This is a genomic window from Streptomyces aurantiacus, from assembly GCF_027107535.1.
Taxonomy (GTDB): domain Bacteria; phylum Actinomycetota; class Actinomycetes; order Streptomycetales; family Streptomycetaceae; genus Streptomyces.
The window spans coordinates 352387-367227 of sequence record NZ_CP114283.1; the positions used below are offsets into that span (position 1 = coordinate 352387).

Below are 14841 nucleotides of genomic sequence, written 5' to 3' on the forward strand. Positions count from 1 at the left end.
GCGCACGCCGAGCCGCGACAGATCCTCGTGTCCGGGGCCCTCTCGTCAGAGATCGACGACGATCGTCCGGTCCACATCGAGTCCTGGACCGTACGAAGTCTGGACCGTACGCCTGTCGTGCGCCCAGCGACGCCCCACGGCAAGCTAAAGCTCGACGCGTGTCTCGCCGTCGCCCCGCCGGAGAACGACGTGTGCCGGACGGAACGGCAGACTGCGCAGAGTCGGCTCCAGGACCCTGAACAACGCATCAGCATCGGGCCCGTAGGCATACACGACAGCTTCGCCTCCTCCGAACTCGTTCCCGTCGATCTCCCCGACACAAGCTCTTGCGGCCGCTGCCTCCATCTCCCGCTCGGCCGTGAAGACGCGCTCGCGCTGGTCGACGTCACCGAAACCGTCACCGGCAAGCCGGAAGTGCGCGATGACGGCGTGCTCCTCATCCCCGTTGTCAGGGGCACTGGGTGTCTCCATGCCGGGCACACTTGCATCAGGGTCTGACATCCGCACTGTTGTGTCCGCCCTGGACCCCCACCACCACGCAGAAACAGGTGAGGCACCTACGGAAATCCGTAGGTGCCTCACCTGCTGTTGTGGCTGTCGGGGTGGCGGGATTTGAACCCACGACCTCTTCGTCCCGAAGCAACTTGGGTGGGAGCTGGGTCTTGAGCCGGTGAACCTCGGGCCTGCTCGGATGGTCCGCAGACGTTCGTGGGCGTCCGCCGTTGTGCGTCTGCGTTGTCACTCAGTTAGACACTCACCGCTCAACGGTCGATCGCCGACAGGTGCGTTGTCAGTGCTTGCGTCTATGGTCTCAGGCGCGCGGTCGGCTTCCGGGGGTTCCAGCTCTGAAGGGATGGCTTCATCCCCGGCCTGTCTGGGGGCGGCTCGGAGACTCGTCCGGGACCTAACCGACGGCCGGGCTTCGTCGATGGCCACGCGGTGACCTGCCAGCGCCGGCCGCGCACCCCTCTCGCGGGGGCGGACGCCCGCTTTCCAACTGTGGTGGTGTGGTCTTGGACTGTGTGCAGGGGCGTTCACCTGGGTTCACGGGCGGCTGGCCGCCGGTGTGGGGACGGCTCCGGGTCCCGCCTGAACGGCCGTGAACGGCGCTGAATGAGACGGAAACTGAGACGGTCGGTGGGCCAGGCTCGCTAGCATCTTCGCTGTTGAAGGAGGGAGTCATGGCACTGGTCGGCAAAGGATCGAGACGGATCGTTGTCGATGGCACGGTCTACCGCTGGCGAGTGCGGGGCCGGCCGACGTACTGCCAGGGACTGGCCTGGTCGCCGTGTGCGTTCGCGGTGGAGCATGTGAACACTCCGGGGATGACGCTCGTGGTCATCACCGACCAGCCACATCCGAGCAACTGGATCGGCCGCGAGGCTGAGCCTGTACTGCCGTCCGGTGTCGCCGCGGCTGTTCGGCATGCCTTGCGTGAGGGTTGGACTCCGACGGCTCCGGGCTCCTCGTTCCACCTCGACCAGTCCACTGGCTTCGCGTCCTCGTCCTGAGCGGTGTAAAGAGTGAGCACCGCTTTAGGAGTTCGATCCACGCCCACTCCGGATACCAGTCATCGACTGGTGTGATGGTCCGACAGGATTGCTGGTGTGCGCCCTTGTCCGGCGTCGTTGATGTCAGTTGTGGATGTCAGAAGCTTCTGATCCGTAGCTCCGCAGAGATCAATCATTCGAGGTCACACAGGCTGCGGGGAAGGCAGGTGGGCAAGCGCGTACACCCGCGAAGCATTAGCGAACGTGAGAAGCACGGTAGGCCAGGGTCCAGTTGCACCTGGCCCGTACACAGCGCGGCGTCGCACCGGATGCCCCTAGCCCATGGCGATCGGCGCTGTGAGCACTCACCGATGGAGTGAAGGCTTGCCGAGCGTGTAGGCCGGAGAGCATCCCGAGCTACCCGGGCGACTAGGTATGACTGATTGGCTCACTGACCAGGGGCAGCTCGTCGGGGGACACTTCGTAGCGCCTCGCAGTGAGTGCGCCGGGCGCCGGACCCAATCTACGCAAACCCGCACGGCGAGGGCGGCGGGCGTGCATAATCCCCCTATGAAATTTGATCTCTACCAACTGGGCCCGCGAGAATTCGAGAACCTTGTTCAATCAATCACTGTCGCCGAGCTAGGGCCGCGCGTATCAGTATTTGGGGCAGGGCCGGACGGTGGGAGAGAAGCAACATTCGATGGAGTCACCGTGTCACCAAAAGGTGGCGCAGTCTGGGATGGGTATGGAATTCTCCAGGTGAAGCAAAAGGCAACCCCTGCCTCACCTGCAGAGGAAGCTAACTGGCTCATTTCGGAGATCCGTAAGGAGTTCAATGAATGGCATACGTCAAAAAAGCGTAAGCCGAAACCGAAATATGTAATCTTTGCTTCAAATGTAAAACTTTCTGCGGTGCCCAATACTGGTGGCTTTGATCGCGTTCAGGAGGTAATGAAAGAAGAGTGTCGCAGGCTTCATATCGAAGAGTATATGATCTGGCACTCTGAAAACCTAGATAGGTTTTTGGAGATTCACGACGGAATCCGTCGATCTTATGCAGCGTGGATTTTGCCTGGTGACGTACTGGCTTCCATCCATGAAGGGCAAGAGGGGCGCAGGGAGCAGGTAGTTACTTCCATCAAGCGATTTCTTTCTAGAGAAATTCTACGAGAAAGGTTCGCAAATCTGGACCAAGCTGGGTCGGCGGACGACCGCACCATCCCTCTGGCGGACGTCTTCGTCGATCTACCCATCAGTGTTGCAGACGATTTCCAATCCGATGACGAAGCAAAGTGCCTGGAAACACTAATTTCTATTTGCGACACGAACCATCGCCCGGATGAAAAACAGAATGAGGCTCCGATTCATCAGGCCAATCGTTTTGTATTGGTCGGCGGGCCGGGGCAGGGCAAGAGTACTGTAAGTCAGCTCCTTTGCCAGCTTTATCGAGCACTCCTGATTAAAGACACGCAACTGTATTCACGGAACGCAGAGATTCGGACTGCTGTAAACAGGATCACAGCCCTAGCTGACCGCGAATCCCTGTCGCCGAAAGCTCGTCGATGGCCGCTAAAGATTCCGCTGACTAGCTTGGCGGATGGCATCGCTAAGGGGCATTTCAGTAGCATTCTAGAGTATGCGGCTTATCGAGTTTCGGCGGTAAGCGCGATCAACGTAACGTCAAGTGAACTAAAGAATTGGCTAGCAGACTTCCCTTGGTTGCTCATCCTCGACGGCCTTGATGAGGTTCCAGGATCGAGCAATCGAGATGAGGTACTCAACTGCGTCAATGATTTCCTACTCGACGCCGATGAAGTAAATGCCGATCTTGTTGTTGTTGCGACTACAAGGCCGCAAGGGTATGCCGAAGAATTTTCCCCAATGCACTACCGGCACTACTCGTTGATGCCGCTTGATAGCGAAAACGCCCTTACATATGGCCATAAACTAGCTCAGGCAAGATACGGGTCGGCTGCGGATGATAAAGTTGATCGCTTGATGGATCGGCTGCGGCAAGCTGTTGCAGAAGATTCCACAGCCCATCTCATGACAACTCCTCTTCAGGTCACCATCATGGCTGTACTGCTCGACAGGATGGGTAAAGCGCCGAAGGATAGGTTCACTCTCTTCGCTGATTATTACCGAGTCATTTATGAGCGGGAGCTTGAAAAAGAGGGGCCAGCGAGTAACCTGCTACGTGACAGGCGGGCAGATATCAATTCAATTCACGCTGATATTGGCTTGTTACTTCAGACGAAAAGCGAGAGGAGCGGTGACACGGCATCGCGCCTTACTCTTGAAGAGCTCAACATGATCATCGCCGACCGACTAAAGGGCGAGGGTTTTAAGGGTGATTCTCTAAACTCGCTGACAGCCGCGATCAGTCGAGCGGCGACCGATCGTCTGGTTTTCCTTGTACCGTCGCGCAGAGACGAGGTAAGTTTCGAGATCCGCTCGCTTCAGGAGTTCTGGGCAGCGCATGCCATAATGAACTGCTTTGAAGCGGAAATCCCGAAGCGCCTCAGAGCAATGTCCGTAAGCGCTCACTGGCGTAACGTACTACTCTTTGCGCTCGGCAACATCTTCGAGAACCGGAAGCCATTGCGCGATGTGGTTGTTACTCTCGTGACTGAGCTCAACGCTGCCTCGGATCATTACGGACACTTGCAAAGGCGAGTTCTGACAGGGTCTCGACTGGCAGTGGAGATTCTGCGAGACGGCATGGTCAGAGCCCCTCGTTACGAAGCTATGCTTCTAGAGCAGGCACTTAAGGTCCTTCACCTTCCGCCCAACAGCCACGTGTCGCTGCTGGCAGCCTCCATTAGCGCGGATGGTATGGAAGTAGCACGTGACTTCTTGCAGCCGGAGCTCTGCAAGAGTGGGATCCCTAGCGAGTCCATCCTGATCTTTCTGGGCGTTCGTGCCGGCCATGAAGATCGGTGGGCTGGCGAAGTGCTGCGTGAAATCTACGGGAGAAGCACAGAGCGCGACCGCAGAAGCCTCGTCAACATTGCTGAAGACGCCGAAAATTTGACGCTCACGGCCTGGGTTACGGCGAGCGCGACCGAGCCTAAGAACACCATCGACACCGTGCGGACAATTCGGATGGTTACGGCAAGCAGGCGCGCGATGGCGGATCCGTCTAGGGCTCGACGTGGACTGCCCGCTTCTGGTGGCTTATTCGAATTCCCCGAATGGGCAATGCCTCTCTCTCAAGCTTTCTATAGTGCAATCGGGCGCCCGACAACCAGATTGAAAATTGATACGCCAAGTCTTGGCTTGCAACTCCTTGTAAATTCGTGTCATGCAGTTAATTCACGAGCCCGGGAGACTATGGAATTGGGCTTCCCAGAGGAGCACTGGTTCGCAAAGATTCATCGATTTGCAGAGGATCCTAGCAAGGACACTCTGGCCGAAGTGGTTCGTGTCGAAGGCCCGGATCTGGATCAGTACATGTTGCACGCAGCAAGATTTCCATGGGTGATCCTCTATGCATTTGGATTGCGTGAGGAAGTTGGGGACAGTGCAGCGGACCTGATCCGATCTGGATACATGGGTGATCTTTCGGACTGGCACTCATTGGAAGAAGCTTGGGATCGAGATGATCTGCAGGATCTGGCTCAATCAAATTTTCAGTCCTGGCGTGAAGACCGAGAGCCATTCTTTCCATTTGAGGCATCGAACTTCAGCGTAGCTGCATACGACTCTGGCGTCTGGAATTCGACTGACCTTTCCCTGCTCCTCGACATTGCAGAGTCCATTCAGGATCTGAGATCGCGCCGAAAATTGGCGAACGCAATCGTGAATATGCCGGTGCGGCATAGTGCTCGTTTCAGGATCGACATCTCTAGGCCTATGTTTGAAAGGATCTTGGACTGCTTTCCTGATGGGCAGTCACGGTTTTTGTCGTGGCTAGATGCTCTGGGCGCTGACGAAGGCTGGGCAGACCTCCTGAACATCCAGGGACAAGGCTTACGACCAGGTTTCGTTTGGATCCCGCGATGTCCAGAATTCGTGGTGGATTGTTGGGTCGCGGATTTCAGCAAGGTAGGACTCGGACGCATGGCTTTGTCGAGGCCCTCATTTTCGCCTATTCATCAGCGAAATGCTCTCCTCATAAAGGCTGAGTGGGAGCGTGTTAAGTGTGATCCCACGTCCGACTTTGTGAGCAAGTGCCTCGTCGCTTTGGCGGTTCTGGCTATGGATCCGCCTCATGAGCGAGACGACAGAGGGCTGTTGTTGCAAGTGCTGAGGCAAGGCATCGGCGAGAAAGAGTTTTCGCTTCATCAGGTGCTCTCTCTGATGAAGGTTGGACAGGAACCCAGCGACTACTCCTTCGTCGTTGACCTTATCGACTCGGCAAGGGACTTGCCGAGGACCGATGATCTTCGTTTCGCATACGACTTTCTCCTGAGTTATCAGGCTAGTCATTGGACTGAGATCTCATTCAATGAGATGCGCCCTGTCTGAGCGGGATGAATGAGCCTTAGTTCATGAGTATTTTGAATCCCTGAGATATGAAGCAGGGGAGAGAAACGGTGAGGTCGGCGGAGCGGCTTTGGGCTGGAGCTGCTTTGGCGCGAGTGATCATGGCCCCGTAAGCTTCCGGCGCGTCGGGCAGTCTGTGGACCTGCCCGGTAAAGCACGACGTTGGGGCCATGATCTTCGAGGCTCGCGCCAAAGTGGCTGCGTAAAGCCGCGGAGCCGACCGCCCCAGCCACGACGAACCCCTTCTTTGGCATAGGGCGGCTGAATGCTCAGTGCGCGGCCCGGCCCCCGGCCGGGCTGGAGCGGGGCGGAGACAGGAGCGCAGGCCCGGCCGGGGGCCGGGCCGCGCGCGGGGAGCGGAGCGAGCCGCCTTGAACCAGTAGAGAAAGTTGTAACTCAGTAGGTCTGCTGGGGCTTGAAGTCGTATGCGCAGGATGGCAGTTCGATGCCCTGTCTGTGCGCGAGGGGCAGGAAGACGACTGGGCGTATCGTCCAAGTGATGCGGGTGCCGGCGTGGGTCACTGAGACTGTGCAGGGCTGCATCCGTAAGAGCGCTCGGCGGGTCTGAATGCGGCCCTCGTACAGCCACCCCCAAGCCTCGTCGGATGCGTCGGCATCGAGTGCCGGTGAGATCGTGCGGAGAGCTACCGCTACCCACCTGTCGGCCTGCGGGGCTGAGTGCGCATCGAAGGATGCTCGGAGCTCTGGCGCCCCTCCCTCCGTGAGGTCTTCCGTCCAGCACTCACACCAGTAGCCCCACTGCGGCTTGTCCATCAGCATGGGTGGCCCCCTGGGCGGACCTCGGTAAAGAGTTCCGCGGTGACCGTGTGGCCGCCGTCGCTGTCGTGGATCACGACCCGGTGCGCGATCGCGCTGACCATGCCCAGTCCCCGGCCGTGTTCCGCCTCCTGGTCCTGGTGCTCGACCTTGGGGGCCTCACCGGTGCCTCCGTCATCGGTGACCGACAGGGTGATCATCTGCGGTGAGATCGCGAGAGCCAGATGGAAGCTGCCCGACTGCCGGCCGCTGGCGGTGTGGAGGATCGCGTTCGCGCTCAGCTCGCTCACGATCACTGCGGCGTCGTCGGCCAGTGGCGAGCCTCTGAGGATGTCCCGTGTCCAGCGGCGGGCCCTGCTGACCTCTTCGGGGAATCCTGGGCAAGTGAGTCCCCAGACCCGGGCGGTGCTCGTATACTCGTGCATACAAGTTCCTTCGTGCTGGTAGGCCGCCATGTGCAGCGGGTTCGGGCTAGACGAGTTTGACGCCGTCGTGTGCGCGGACGGCTGGCGGGGACAACGCGTCGAGAGCGTCCAGGACACGGATCGCGTACGCCTCGTCGGCGAGGTCGGTGACTTGTTCGCGGGTGGCCCATCGCAGTGCGCGGGTCTCGTCCCCGGTGGTGGGTGTGCCGTCGGCGGCCTCGCAGCGGAAGACCATGGAGACGATCAGGCCCGTCATGTTCTTGTAGATCCCGGTGAGGGTCGCGGGAAGTGCGATCTTGATGCCGGTCTCTTCGAGGACTTCCCTCTGAAGCGCCTCGGGGAGGGTTTCCTCCGGCTCGACGATGCCGCCCGGGGGCTCCCACTGGCCGTTGTCGCGCCGCTGGATCAAGAGGGCTCGGCCCTGGTCGTCGATGATGACTCCGGCAACGCTCACGGAGTGCGGACGGTCAGCGGTCACGTTCCTCGGCCCTCTCAGATCGCTAGGCTCTCAACCGTAGCAACAACACTCGCCCACTCGTCTAGATACCTAAAGGAGTACTCGTGACCTCTCTACCGTCCCTGCTCGGTGGCCTGGATCCAACGAGCGATCGTGCGGTGTTCCGGCAGATCGCCGACCAGCTGCGCGAGGCCATCGATCGTGGGCGATTCAACGAAGGGGAGAAGCTGCCTTCGGAAGCTGAGCTTGTCGAGCACTATGGCGTGTCCCGGATGACCGTCCGCAACTCCTTCTCCGTCCTCCAGGGCGAGGGCCTGGTGCACGCAGAGCACGGGAAGGGAGTGTTCGTCCGGCCGCGACCGCCTGTGCGGCGGCTCGCCTCCGACCGGTTCGCCAGGCGTCATCGTGAACAGGGGAAGTCCGCGTTCATCGTCGAAGCGGACGCCGCCGGCAGTCACCCGAAGGTGGACAGCCTGGAGGTCAAGGAGGAGAAGGCCACGCAGGACATCTCCGCCCGGCTCGGGTCCGTACGACGCGTGCTCGCCCGGCGGCGCCGGTACCTCCTCGACGGCCGTCCGGTCGAGTTCGCCACCTCCTACCTTCCCCTCGACATCGCCCGCGGTACGCAGATCGCCGAACCCAACCCCGGCCCCGGCGGCATCTACGCCCGCCTTGAGGAACTGGGCCACCGACTCGACCACTTCGAGGAAGAGATCCGAGCTCGGATGCCCTCGCCGACCGAGGTCAAGACACTGCACCTCGCCTCGGGCGTCCCGGTGATCCACCTCATCCGAACCGCGTACGACACCGAAAAGCGGCCTGTAGAGGTCTGCGACACCGTCATGGCGGCGGACGCGTACGTGCTGTCGTACCAGCTTCCGGCCACGTAACCGGCGGTGCACGAGGCCACTTCTTCGGACTCGTATAGCCCAACACGCATACTCGTATAGACGAGTGGGTAAGTTGTGTGTCAGAGTGGGCCGCGTTCCCGGAGTCACCGGGTTCGCAGACTGCAACTCATCTAGACGAGTAGATAGGAAGAAATCTTGCGCACCATCCGTGTGGAGACCTCGGCCGCGACGATCCTGCTGACTGAGGCACCCGAGCCCAAGGTCCGCGACCGGCAGACCGGCGAGATCGCCAAGGACGTCAACAGCGGCGAGGCACTGATGACGATCGGCGTCGTCTACATCGAGGAAGGGGAGTCGGCCCTGATCAAGGTCACCATCCCGGAGAGCGGAGTCTCTGAAGGACTGGCGCTGGGAGCTCCGGTCGCGCTGCCCGGCCTGGTGGCCCGGCCGTGGGAGAGCGTGTTCAACGGACAGCAGCGCCACGGCATCGCCTACCGCGCCGCAGCCGTCACTCCGGCCGCCTTCCCGGCCGCCATGGGGGCCACGGCCTGATGACCGACCTGGCAACGCTTCTGGAGGTGGGTGGTCCCGTCGCCGCACTCGGCGGTGGGGCCGCCTACGCCCGGGCCCAACACCCCGGCGTCTACTGGTCCGCGGTCGGGCTGCCGCTCTCCACGGCGCGGCTGCTCAGCTCGTACAGCTCGGTCATGGAAGCCTGCGGCCTGACAGTCGCCCCTTCCAGGCTGCGGGTCCTGGCGGTCAAGGCCACCACTCGGCGAGAGGTCCGGCCCGTTCCGCCGCGTCGGGGCATCATCCGGCCCACCTCGACCGGGCTTCGGCTCCGTCTGCGGCTCGCCCCGGGACAGGAACCTGCCGACGTCGCCGCCTCGGCCGAACGGCTCCGGCACGCCTGGGGCGTCCACGCCGTGTACGTGACGACGGTCAAGCCCGGTGTCGTCGAACTGCGGCTCGTCGGCTTCGACGTGCTGCGCAAGGTCCGCATGCCGCGCAAGTCCCCGACCGGGCCCCTGCGAATACCGGTCGCGCTACGGGAAGACGCCACGCCCTTTGTACGCGACTACCGGACCGTTCCCCACCAACTGACCCTCGGCGCCACGCTGTCGGGCAAGTCCATGTACCTGCGCCATCTCGTCGCCGGACTCGCCCGGCAGCCCGTCGCTCTGGTCGGCATCGACTGCAAGCGCGGTGTGGAACTGGCCCCCTTCGCCGCCCGGCTCTCGGCGCTTGCCACCGACCCCGAGCAGGCCGCCGAACTTCTGCCCGTGCTCATCAAGGAAATGGAGGACCGCTACGACCTGATCAAGGCCCGGCAGGGCATCGCGTCGGGTACGCCGGACGAGGAGATCACCTCCGACATCTGGGGCCTGCCCGAGGACGAACGGCCCGTGCCCGTCGTGCTCTTCGTCGACGAGGTGGCCGAACTCTTTCTCGTCGCCACGCGCAAGGACGAGGAACGGCGGGACGAGATGGTCACCCAGCTCATCCGCCTCGCCCAGCTCGGCCGCGCCGCTGGGATCTACCTGGAGGTCTGCGGACAGCGCTTCGGCGCCGAACTGGGCAAGGGCGCAACCATGCTGCGGGCCCAGCTCACCGGACGTGTCTGCCACCGCGTCAACGACGAAGCCTCCGCCAAAATGGCACTCGGCGACATCGCCTCCGAAGCGGTCTCCGCCGCCTGCGCCATCGCTCCCGAACGGCCCGGCCTCGCCGTCGCCGGTGACACCTCCGGCGGCTGGTCCCGCATCCGCACTCCCTACCTCTCCCTCGGCGACGCCGCCGACATCTGCCACGAGTCGGCCGACCTGGTCCCCGACCTGCCCGCGCTTAAGCCCTTCCGGCCCGCTGTGCCCGTACGGCCGGTCGAGTCCCCGGCCCCGGTCCTGCAGCCGCGACCCGTGACCGACTGAGCCGCTAGCCGCATATCGCTCCACCTCGGTCGGCGTGACCGCCTCGCGCCACGTCCCTACCCCTGCCATGCCTGGAACAGGAAGGAGCCGCACGTGCGCGCCCTACTGGCCCGCGTCGACGCGGTGCTCGTCCAAGCGGTCATCGCCGCCGCGCTGTCCTTCGCCCACCTGCACGACATCGCCCTTGCGGCCGGTCAGGACGGGTGGAAGGCGTGGGCGTACCCCGTATCGGTCGACCTGCTGCTCGTCGCCGCCTGGCGCCAACTGCGGACCGGCGACGCCAAAGCGTCCGGGTGGTGCTGGTTCGTCATCGCTCTGACGGCGTCGCTCGGGGCCAACGTCGCCACCGCCGGGCTGCTCGACCTCGACGACGTGCCGGCCTGGCTGCGCATCCTCGTCGCAGGCTGGCCCGCGGTCGCCTTCCTCGGCGGAACGCTCCTTGCGCACTCTGTGCCGAAAGCGGCTGAGGACGTGGACAGCGCCGCAGAGGACGCGGACCAGGTGGACGACACCGAATTCGCCCCTGAGCCGCCCGCACTACCGGCCGCAGATCCGGCACCCGTTCAGACGGCCGCGTCCGCTCCGCCTGCCGTATCCGTTCCGGCCGCCCTGGTCGAGCACGCCCGCAAGGTCGCTGCCGAGCACCACACCCGTACCGGAGCAGCCATCGACACCCCCACCCTCCGCGCTCGCCTCGGCGTCCCCGCACCCATGGCCGAAGCCATCTCCGCCCAGATCTGACCAGCCCAGGAAGGAGATTCGCATGACCGCCAACCGCCGCTTCCGCTCCGTCACCCGCATCGGCCCCGTCCAGGTCGGCACGGCCTACGACGGTCGCGGCCGTGAGAAGCACACCGCCGCGTGTACCGCACCTCGCTGCGGCTTCTCCGCCGACTACGACAGCCGTGCCGCCGCCGAACTCGCCGCCCGTACCCACCGCTGCCCCGCCCGCTGAAAGGACCCCGAACCCGTGACCGTCAGCCTGCCGCTTGTCGTCGTCCTCGGCTTCTTCGCCTGGGGAGCGGTCAAGTTCCTCGGCGTCCGTACCTGGATCGTCGTCGTGATCGCACTGTTCGGCTTCTGGCTCTCACAGACCTTCATGGCCCCCGCCATCGAATCCGGTACGCGTTCCGGCGTGGACGTCATAAACGGCTCACATGACTAGACGAGTAGGCAAGGAGAGTTTCGCCGTGTTCCTGCCCAAGTACCCCGACAGCCCGACACCGCCGCCCGCACACATGCACGCACCGACCGATCCGGCTCCCGTACGGCGTCCGGTCCCGCAGATATCCGTCAGTGCCGGAGCGGTCGCGGCCGTCCTCGTCGGCGGAGTCGTACTGACCGCGCTCCTGGCCGCCGTCGCCGTCACGGCCATCTCCGTAGCCGTCGCCGCCGTGGTCCTGCGCTCGATGCTCCGCGACCAGCGTCGCCGCTGACACCAGACAACGACACCAGGCCCCCGGGGTGGACCGACACCGCCAAGCATCCGCCGCCCCGGGGGCCCTGCCCCTCCTGACCGAAGCCAGAAGGAGAAGACCATCATCACCCGCGCCACCCCGCCCCCGCTGGCCGAACTCGGCGAGCTGGCCTCTCTCGGCACCATGCCCGGCCTCCTGCGCCAGCTCTCCGGCCTCGGCGGCTGCACCCGGCCGATCCGCCTCGACGGCCACCGCGCCGAGTACGACGTGAACACCCGTACCGGCGAGATAGGCACCCTCCTCCACCGTCTCGACTCCGCCGGCCTCCCGGCCGGTCACCTCCTGGTCCGCTGCAACAACCGCCGCACCACCCGCTGCGCGGCCTGCTCGGAGGTCTACCGCCGCGACACCTTCCACCTGATCACGTCCGGCCTACGCGGCGGCAAGGGCGTCCCCGAACGAGTCGCCGCTCACCCGCGTGTCTTCGCCACCTTCACCGCCCCGGGCTTCGGCCCCGTCCACAACCGCCCCACCGGTTCCGCCGGTTCGGTCCGCCGCTGCCGGTGCGGCGTCCTCCACGACCAGGACGACGACGTACTCGGCACCCCGCTCGACCCGGACACCTACGACTACGAAGCAGCCGTGCTCTGGAACGCGCACGCCGGTCCTCTGTGGCGACGCTTCTCGACCTACCTGCGCCGGGAAGTCGCCAAGAGGGCCGGACTCTCACAGCGTGAGTTCCGCGAATACGCCCGGGTGTCCTTCGCCAAGGTCGCTGAGTACCAGAAGCGCGGGGCCGTTCACTTCCACGCGGTCATCCGCATCGACGGCCCCGAGGGCGGCGACACTCCGCCTCCGGCCTGGGCCACCGCCGAGCTGCTCACCGACGCCATCCGCGCCGCCGCAACCGGAGCCCGTGTGGACGGCCCATCCATCGACGGCCGCGCGCACGTCTTCGCCTTCGGGCGGCAACTCGACGTACGTACCATCCGCGGCGCCGACTTCGACGGCGGCCAGGAGCTGACCGACCGGGCCGTCGCCGCGTACATCGCCAAGTACGCCACCAAGGGCGCCGAAGCGGCCACGGGAGCTCTCGACCGCCCGCTCAAGTTCCTCGCCGAACTGGCCCAACTCGACATCAGCGACCATGCCCGGCGCCTGGTGCGTACCGCCTGGACCCTCGGCGCCCGCAAGGACCTCGAAGAACTCCGGCTCCGGGCCTGGGCCCACATGCTCGGCTTCCGGGGCCACTTCTCCACCAAGTCACGCCGGTACTCCACCACCCTCGGTGCCCTCCGCACGGCCCGCTCCGAATGGCGCGCAGCCCAAGGTGCATCGGCCACTGACGGCCTGACCACTTCCGAAATTTCGGAGGTGGTCGAGACGACCCTCGTCCTCGCCCACTGGGTCTACGCCGGAACCGGCCTCACCGACGCCGAAGCCTGGCTTGCCGAAACCCTCGCACCCGCCCCCGGAACCGAAGGAGAACCGACTCATGCGTGATGACGAGCTGTTGACCGTGGCTGATGTCATGGCTCGCCTGAAGGTGGGGCGGTCGACGGTCTACGACCTGATCCGCACGCGGCGTCTGCCATCTGTCGCCATTGGACGGTGTCGGCGCATTCCTGCGGCCGCGCTCGGAGACTTCATCACTGCTCAGATGGAGCGTGCCGCCTGATGACCAAGCGTCGTAGCCGTGGTGACGGCGGCCTGCACTGGGACGAGAAAAGGCAACGGTGGATCGCCACGGCGAACCTCGGCTTCGATCCCAGCGGCAAACGCATCGTTCGGCGGGGGAGTGGCAAGACCAAGACGGAGGCGAAGAACAAGCTCAAGGAGGTGTTGCGGGACTACGAAGACGGCCTCGCCATCGCCCCTACGAACTACACCGTTGCCGACGCGGTGAACGACTGGCTCGCTTACGGCTTGGCGGGCCGTGACGAGCGCACGGTCGAGACCGTCACCGGGCTGAGCCGGATTCACGTGATCCCAAGCCTGGGAGCGCGCAAGCTGCGTGATCTAAGCGCTGAGGACGTTGACCGCTGGCTGGCGGTGAAGGCTCGTACGCTCAGTACGCGCACCTTGCAGGGATTGCACTCCTGCCTCAACCGCTCGGTCAAGCGGGCCATGGCGCGGGACAAGGTGAAGCGCAACGTCGTCGAGCTGTGCGCAGTTCCGGCCGGCCGTCCGGGTCGCCCGTCCAAGGCGCTCACCCTGGTCCAGGCGGAGGCTGTGCTCAAGGCGGCTGAGGGAACCTCGATGTACGCGTACATCGTCCTCGCCCTGTTGACCGGCGCCCGCACAGAGGAACTGCGCGCGCTGACCTGGGATCACGTGTTCCTCAAGGGCAGGCCGAACGCCAATCCGCCACAGCCTCCGCACATCGCTGTGTGGCGGTCGGTTCGACGTGGTGGGGACACCAAGACACGGAAGTCCCGGCGCACGCTCGCTCTTCCTGCACGCTGCGTAGAGGTCCTGTGGGCCCAGTTCGAGGATCAGGGGTGGGAACGTCTCGCAGCTGGTGACGACTGGGAGGAGCATGGGCTGGTCTTCTCCTCGACCGTCGGCAAGCCGCTGGACGCGACCAACGTCCGTCGTGCCTTCCGGGCGGCGCTCAAGGGGGCCAAGGGGATCGACGCGGACGAGTGGACGCCTCGGGAGCTCCGGCACAGCTTCGTCTCGCTGCTCTCGGACAGCGGCGTCCCCCTGGAAGAGATCTCCCGCCTCGTCGGTCACTCCGGCACCGCTGTGACCGAGGAGGTGTACCGCAAGCAGATTCGCCCTGTGATCCAGACCGGCGCCGTGGTCATGGACGGCATCTTCAAGCGAGTCCCAGAGCGGTAGTCACGCAGATAGACACGCATGCACAAACAGGTGAGGCACCTACGGAAATCCGTAGGTGCCTCACCTGCTGTTTTGGCTGTCGGGGTGGCGGGATTTGAACCCACGACCTCTTCGTCCCGAACGAAGCGCGCTGCCAAGCTGCGCTACACCCCGATGTCGC

The 14841-nt window shown here is 63.8% G+C and carries 16 protein-coding genes and 1 tRNA gene; 12 read left to right on the forward strand and 5 right to left on the reverse strand.

What is annotated here, in order from left to right; genetic code table 11:
* Positions 1-144: 144 nt before the first annotated feature.
* Entirely contained in the window at positions 145-471 is a 327-nt protein-coding gene (locus O1Q96_RS03265; protein ID WP_269253452.1) for a hypothetical protein, read from the reverse strand.
* Positions 472-1181: 710 nt separating this feature from the next.
* Between O1Q96_RS03265 and O1Q96_RS03270 the strand changes: the two genes are divergently transcribed.
* Both O1Q96_RS03270 and O1Q96_RS03275 read left to right on the forward strand, forming a co-directional pair.
* Positions 1182-1511 (forward strand): hypothetical protein, encoded by a 330-nt coding sequence (locus tag O1Q96_RS03270; RefSeq protein ID WP_269246769.1) that lies wholly within the window; start codon positions 1182-1184, stop codon positions 1509-1511.
* A 549-nt stretch (positions 1512-2060) separates the two neighbouring features.
* The gene (locus tag O1Q96_RS03275) at positions 2061-5963 is read left to right on the forward strand and encodes an NACHT domain-containing protein (RefSeq protein ID WP_269246770.1); all 3903 of its coding nucleotides are present in this window, start codon (positions 2061-2063) and stop codon (positions 5961-5963) included.
* A gap of 414 nt (positions 5964-6377) precedes the next feature.
* On the opposite strand, the gene O1Q96_RS03280 is transcribed toward O1Q96_RS03275, so the two are convergent.
* Genes O1Q96_RS03280 through O1Q96_RS03290 form a run of 3 tightly spaced genes read right to left on the reverse strand, consistent with a single transcriptional unit; the run spans position 6378 to position 7637 of the window.
* On the reverse strand, positions 6378-6761 hold the full coding sequence (locus tag O1Q96_RS03280; RefSeq protein ID WP_269246771.1) for a hypothetical protein: 384 nt from the start codon (positions 6759-6761) through the stop codon (positions 6378-6380).
* Positions 6755-7183 carry an ATP-binding protein gene (locus O1Q96_RS03285; protein ID WP_269246772.1) on the reverse strand — a complete coding sequence of 143 codons (429 nt, stop codon included), beginning with the start codon at positions 7181-7183 and terminating at the stop codon, positions 6755-6757. The genes O1Q96_RS03280 and O1Q96_RS03285 overlap by 7 nt, the downstream gene beginning before the upstream one ends.
* Before the next feature lie 46 nt (positions 7184-7229).
* Entirely contained in the window at positions 7230-7637 is a 408-nt protein-coding gene (locus O1Q96_RS03290) for an NUDIX hydrolase (protein ID WP_269246773.1), read from the reverse strand.
* Between the two features lie 107 nt (positions 7638-7744).
* Here O1Q96_RS03290 and O1Q96_RS03295 point away from each other — a divergent pair, with 107 nt between their 5' ends.
* The 10 genes from O1Q96_RS03295 (at position 7745) to O1Q96_RS03340 (ending at position 14681) form a co-directional block, all read left to right on the forward strand.
* The gene (locus O1Q96_RS03295; RefSeq protein WP_143638777.1) at positions 7745-8530 is read left to right on the forward strand and encodes a GntR family transcriptional regulator; all 786 of its coding nucleotides are present in this window, start codon (positions 7745-7747) and stop codon (positions 8528-8530) included.
* Positions 8531-8686: 156 nt separating this feature from the next.
* Positions 8687-9043 carry an SCO3933 family regulatory protein gene (locus O1Q96_RS03300; RefSeq protein WP_269246774.1) on the forward strand — a complete coding sequence of 119 codons (357 nt, stop codon included), beginning with the start codon at positions 8687-8689 and terminating at the stop codon, positions 9041-9043.
* Positions 9043-10419 (forward strand): FtsK/SpoIIIE domain-containing protein, encoded by a 1377-nt coding sequence (locus O1Q96_RS03305; protein WP_269246775.1) that lies wholly within the window; start codon positions 9043-9045, stop codon positions 10417-10419. The genes O1Q96_RS03300 and O1Q96_RS03305 overlap by 1 nt, the downstream gene beginning before the upstream one ends.
* Positions 10420-10512: 93 nt before the next feature.
* Positions 10513-11160 (forward strand): DUF2637 domain-containing protein, encoded by a 648-nt coding sequence (locus tag O1Q96_RS03310; protein ID WP_269246776.1) that lies wholly within the window; start codon positions 10513-10515, stop codon positions 11158-11160.
* A 22-nt stretch (positions 11161-11182) separates the two neighbouring features.
* Entirely contained in the window at positions 11183-11374 is a 192-nt protein-coding gene (locus O1Q96_RS03315) for a mobile element transfer protein (protein ID WP_269246777.1), read from the forward strand.
* Positions 11375-11389: 15 nt separating this feature from the next.
* Positions 11390-11584 (forward strand): hypothetical protein, encoded by a 195-nt coding sequence (locus tag O1Q96_RS03320; protein ID WP_143638787.1) that lies wholly within the window; start codon positions 11390-11392, stop codon positions 11582-11584.
* Positions 11585-11609: 25 nt separating this feature from the next.
* Entirely contained in the window at positions 11610-11855 is a 246-nt protein-coding gene (locus O1Q96_RS03325; protein ID WP_269253453.1) for a SpdD protein, read from the forward strand.
* A 165-nt stretch (positions 11856-12020) separates the two neighbouring features.
* Positions 12021-13340, forward strand: a complete 1320-nt coding sequence (locus tag O1Q96_RS03330; RefSeq protein WP_269246778.1) for a replication initiator — start codon at positions 12021-12023, stop codon at positions 13338-13340.
* Complete coding sequence (locus O1Q96_RS03335) at positions 13333-13515, forward strand: helix-turn-helix domain-containing protein (protein ID WP_269246779.1); 183 nt, start codon at positions 13333-13335, stop codon at positions 13513-13515. The genes O1Q96_RS03330 and O1Q96_RS03335 overlap by 8 nt, the downstream gene beginning before the upstream one ends.
* Entirely contained in the window at positions 13515-14681 is a 1167-nt protein-coding gene (locus tag O1Q96_RS03340; RefSeq protein ID WP_269246780.1) for a site-specific integrase, read from the forward strand. The genes O1Q96_RS03335 and O1Q96_RS03340 overlap by 1 nt, the downstream gene beginning before the upstream one ends.
* A gap of 79 nt (positions 14682-14760) precedes the next feature.
* Here the strand turns inward: O1Q96_RS03340 and O1Q96_RS03345 are convergent.
* Positions 14761-14834, reverse strand: a tRNA-Pro gene (locus tag O1Q96_RS03345).
* Positions 14835-14841: the final 7 nt, after the last annotated feature.

What these genes read in the sequence shown, in the direction of transcription:
- O1Q96_RS03285 (WP_269246772.1), bottom strand. Translation starts at nt 7,183, where the DNA reads ATGCACGAGTATACGAGCACCGCCCGGGTCTGGGGACTCACTTGCCCA.
- O1Q96_RS03315 (WP_269246777.1), top strand. Translation starts at nt 11,183, where the DNA reads ATGACCGCCAACCGCCGCTTCCGCTCCGTCACCCGCATCGGCCCCGTC.
- O1Q96_RS03340 (WP_269246780.1), top strand. Translation starts at nt 13,515, where the DNA reads ATGACCAAGCGTCGTAGCCGTGGTGACGGCGGCCTGCACTGGGACGAG.
- O1Q96_RS03265 (WP_269253452.1), bottom strand. Translation starts at nt 471, where the DNA reads ATGGAGACACCCAGTGCCCCTGACAACGGGGATGAGGAGCACGCCGTC.
- O1Q96_RS03280 (WP_269246771.1), bottom strand. Translation starts at nt 6,761, where the DNA reads ATGCTGATGGACAAGCCGCAGTGGGGCTACTGGTGTGAGTGCTGGACG.
- O1Q96_RS03335 (WP_269246779.1), top strand. Translation starts at nt 13,333, where the DNA reads ATGCGTGATGACGAGCTGTTGACCGTGGCTGATGTCATGGCTCGCCTG.
- O1Q96_RS03305 (WP_269246775.1), top strand. Translation starts at nt 9,043, where the DNA reads ATGACCGACCTGGCAACGCTTCTGGAGGTGGGTGGTCCCGTCGCCGCA.
- O1Q96_RS03275 (WP_269246770.1), top strand. Translation starts at nt 2,061, where the DNA reads ATGAAATTTGATCTCTACCAACTGGGCCCGCGAGAATTCGAGAACCTT.
- O1Q96_RS03270 (WP_269246769.1), top strand. Translation starts at nt 1,182, where the DNA reads ATGGCACTGGTCGGCAAAGGATCGAGACGGATCGTTGTCGATGGCACG.
- O1Q96_RS03330 (WP_269246778.1), top strand. Translation starts at nt 12,021, where the DNA reads ATGCCCGGCCTCCTGCGCCAGCTCTCCGGCCTCGGCGGCTGCACCCGG.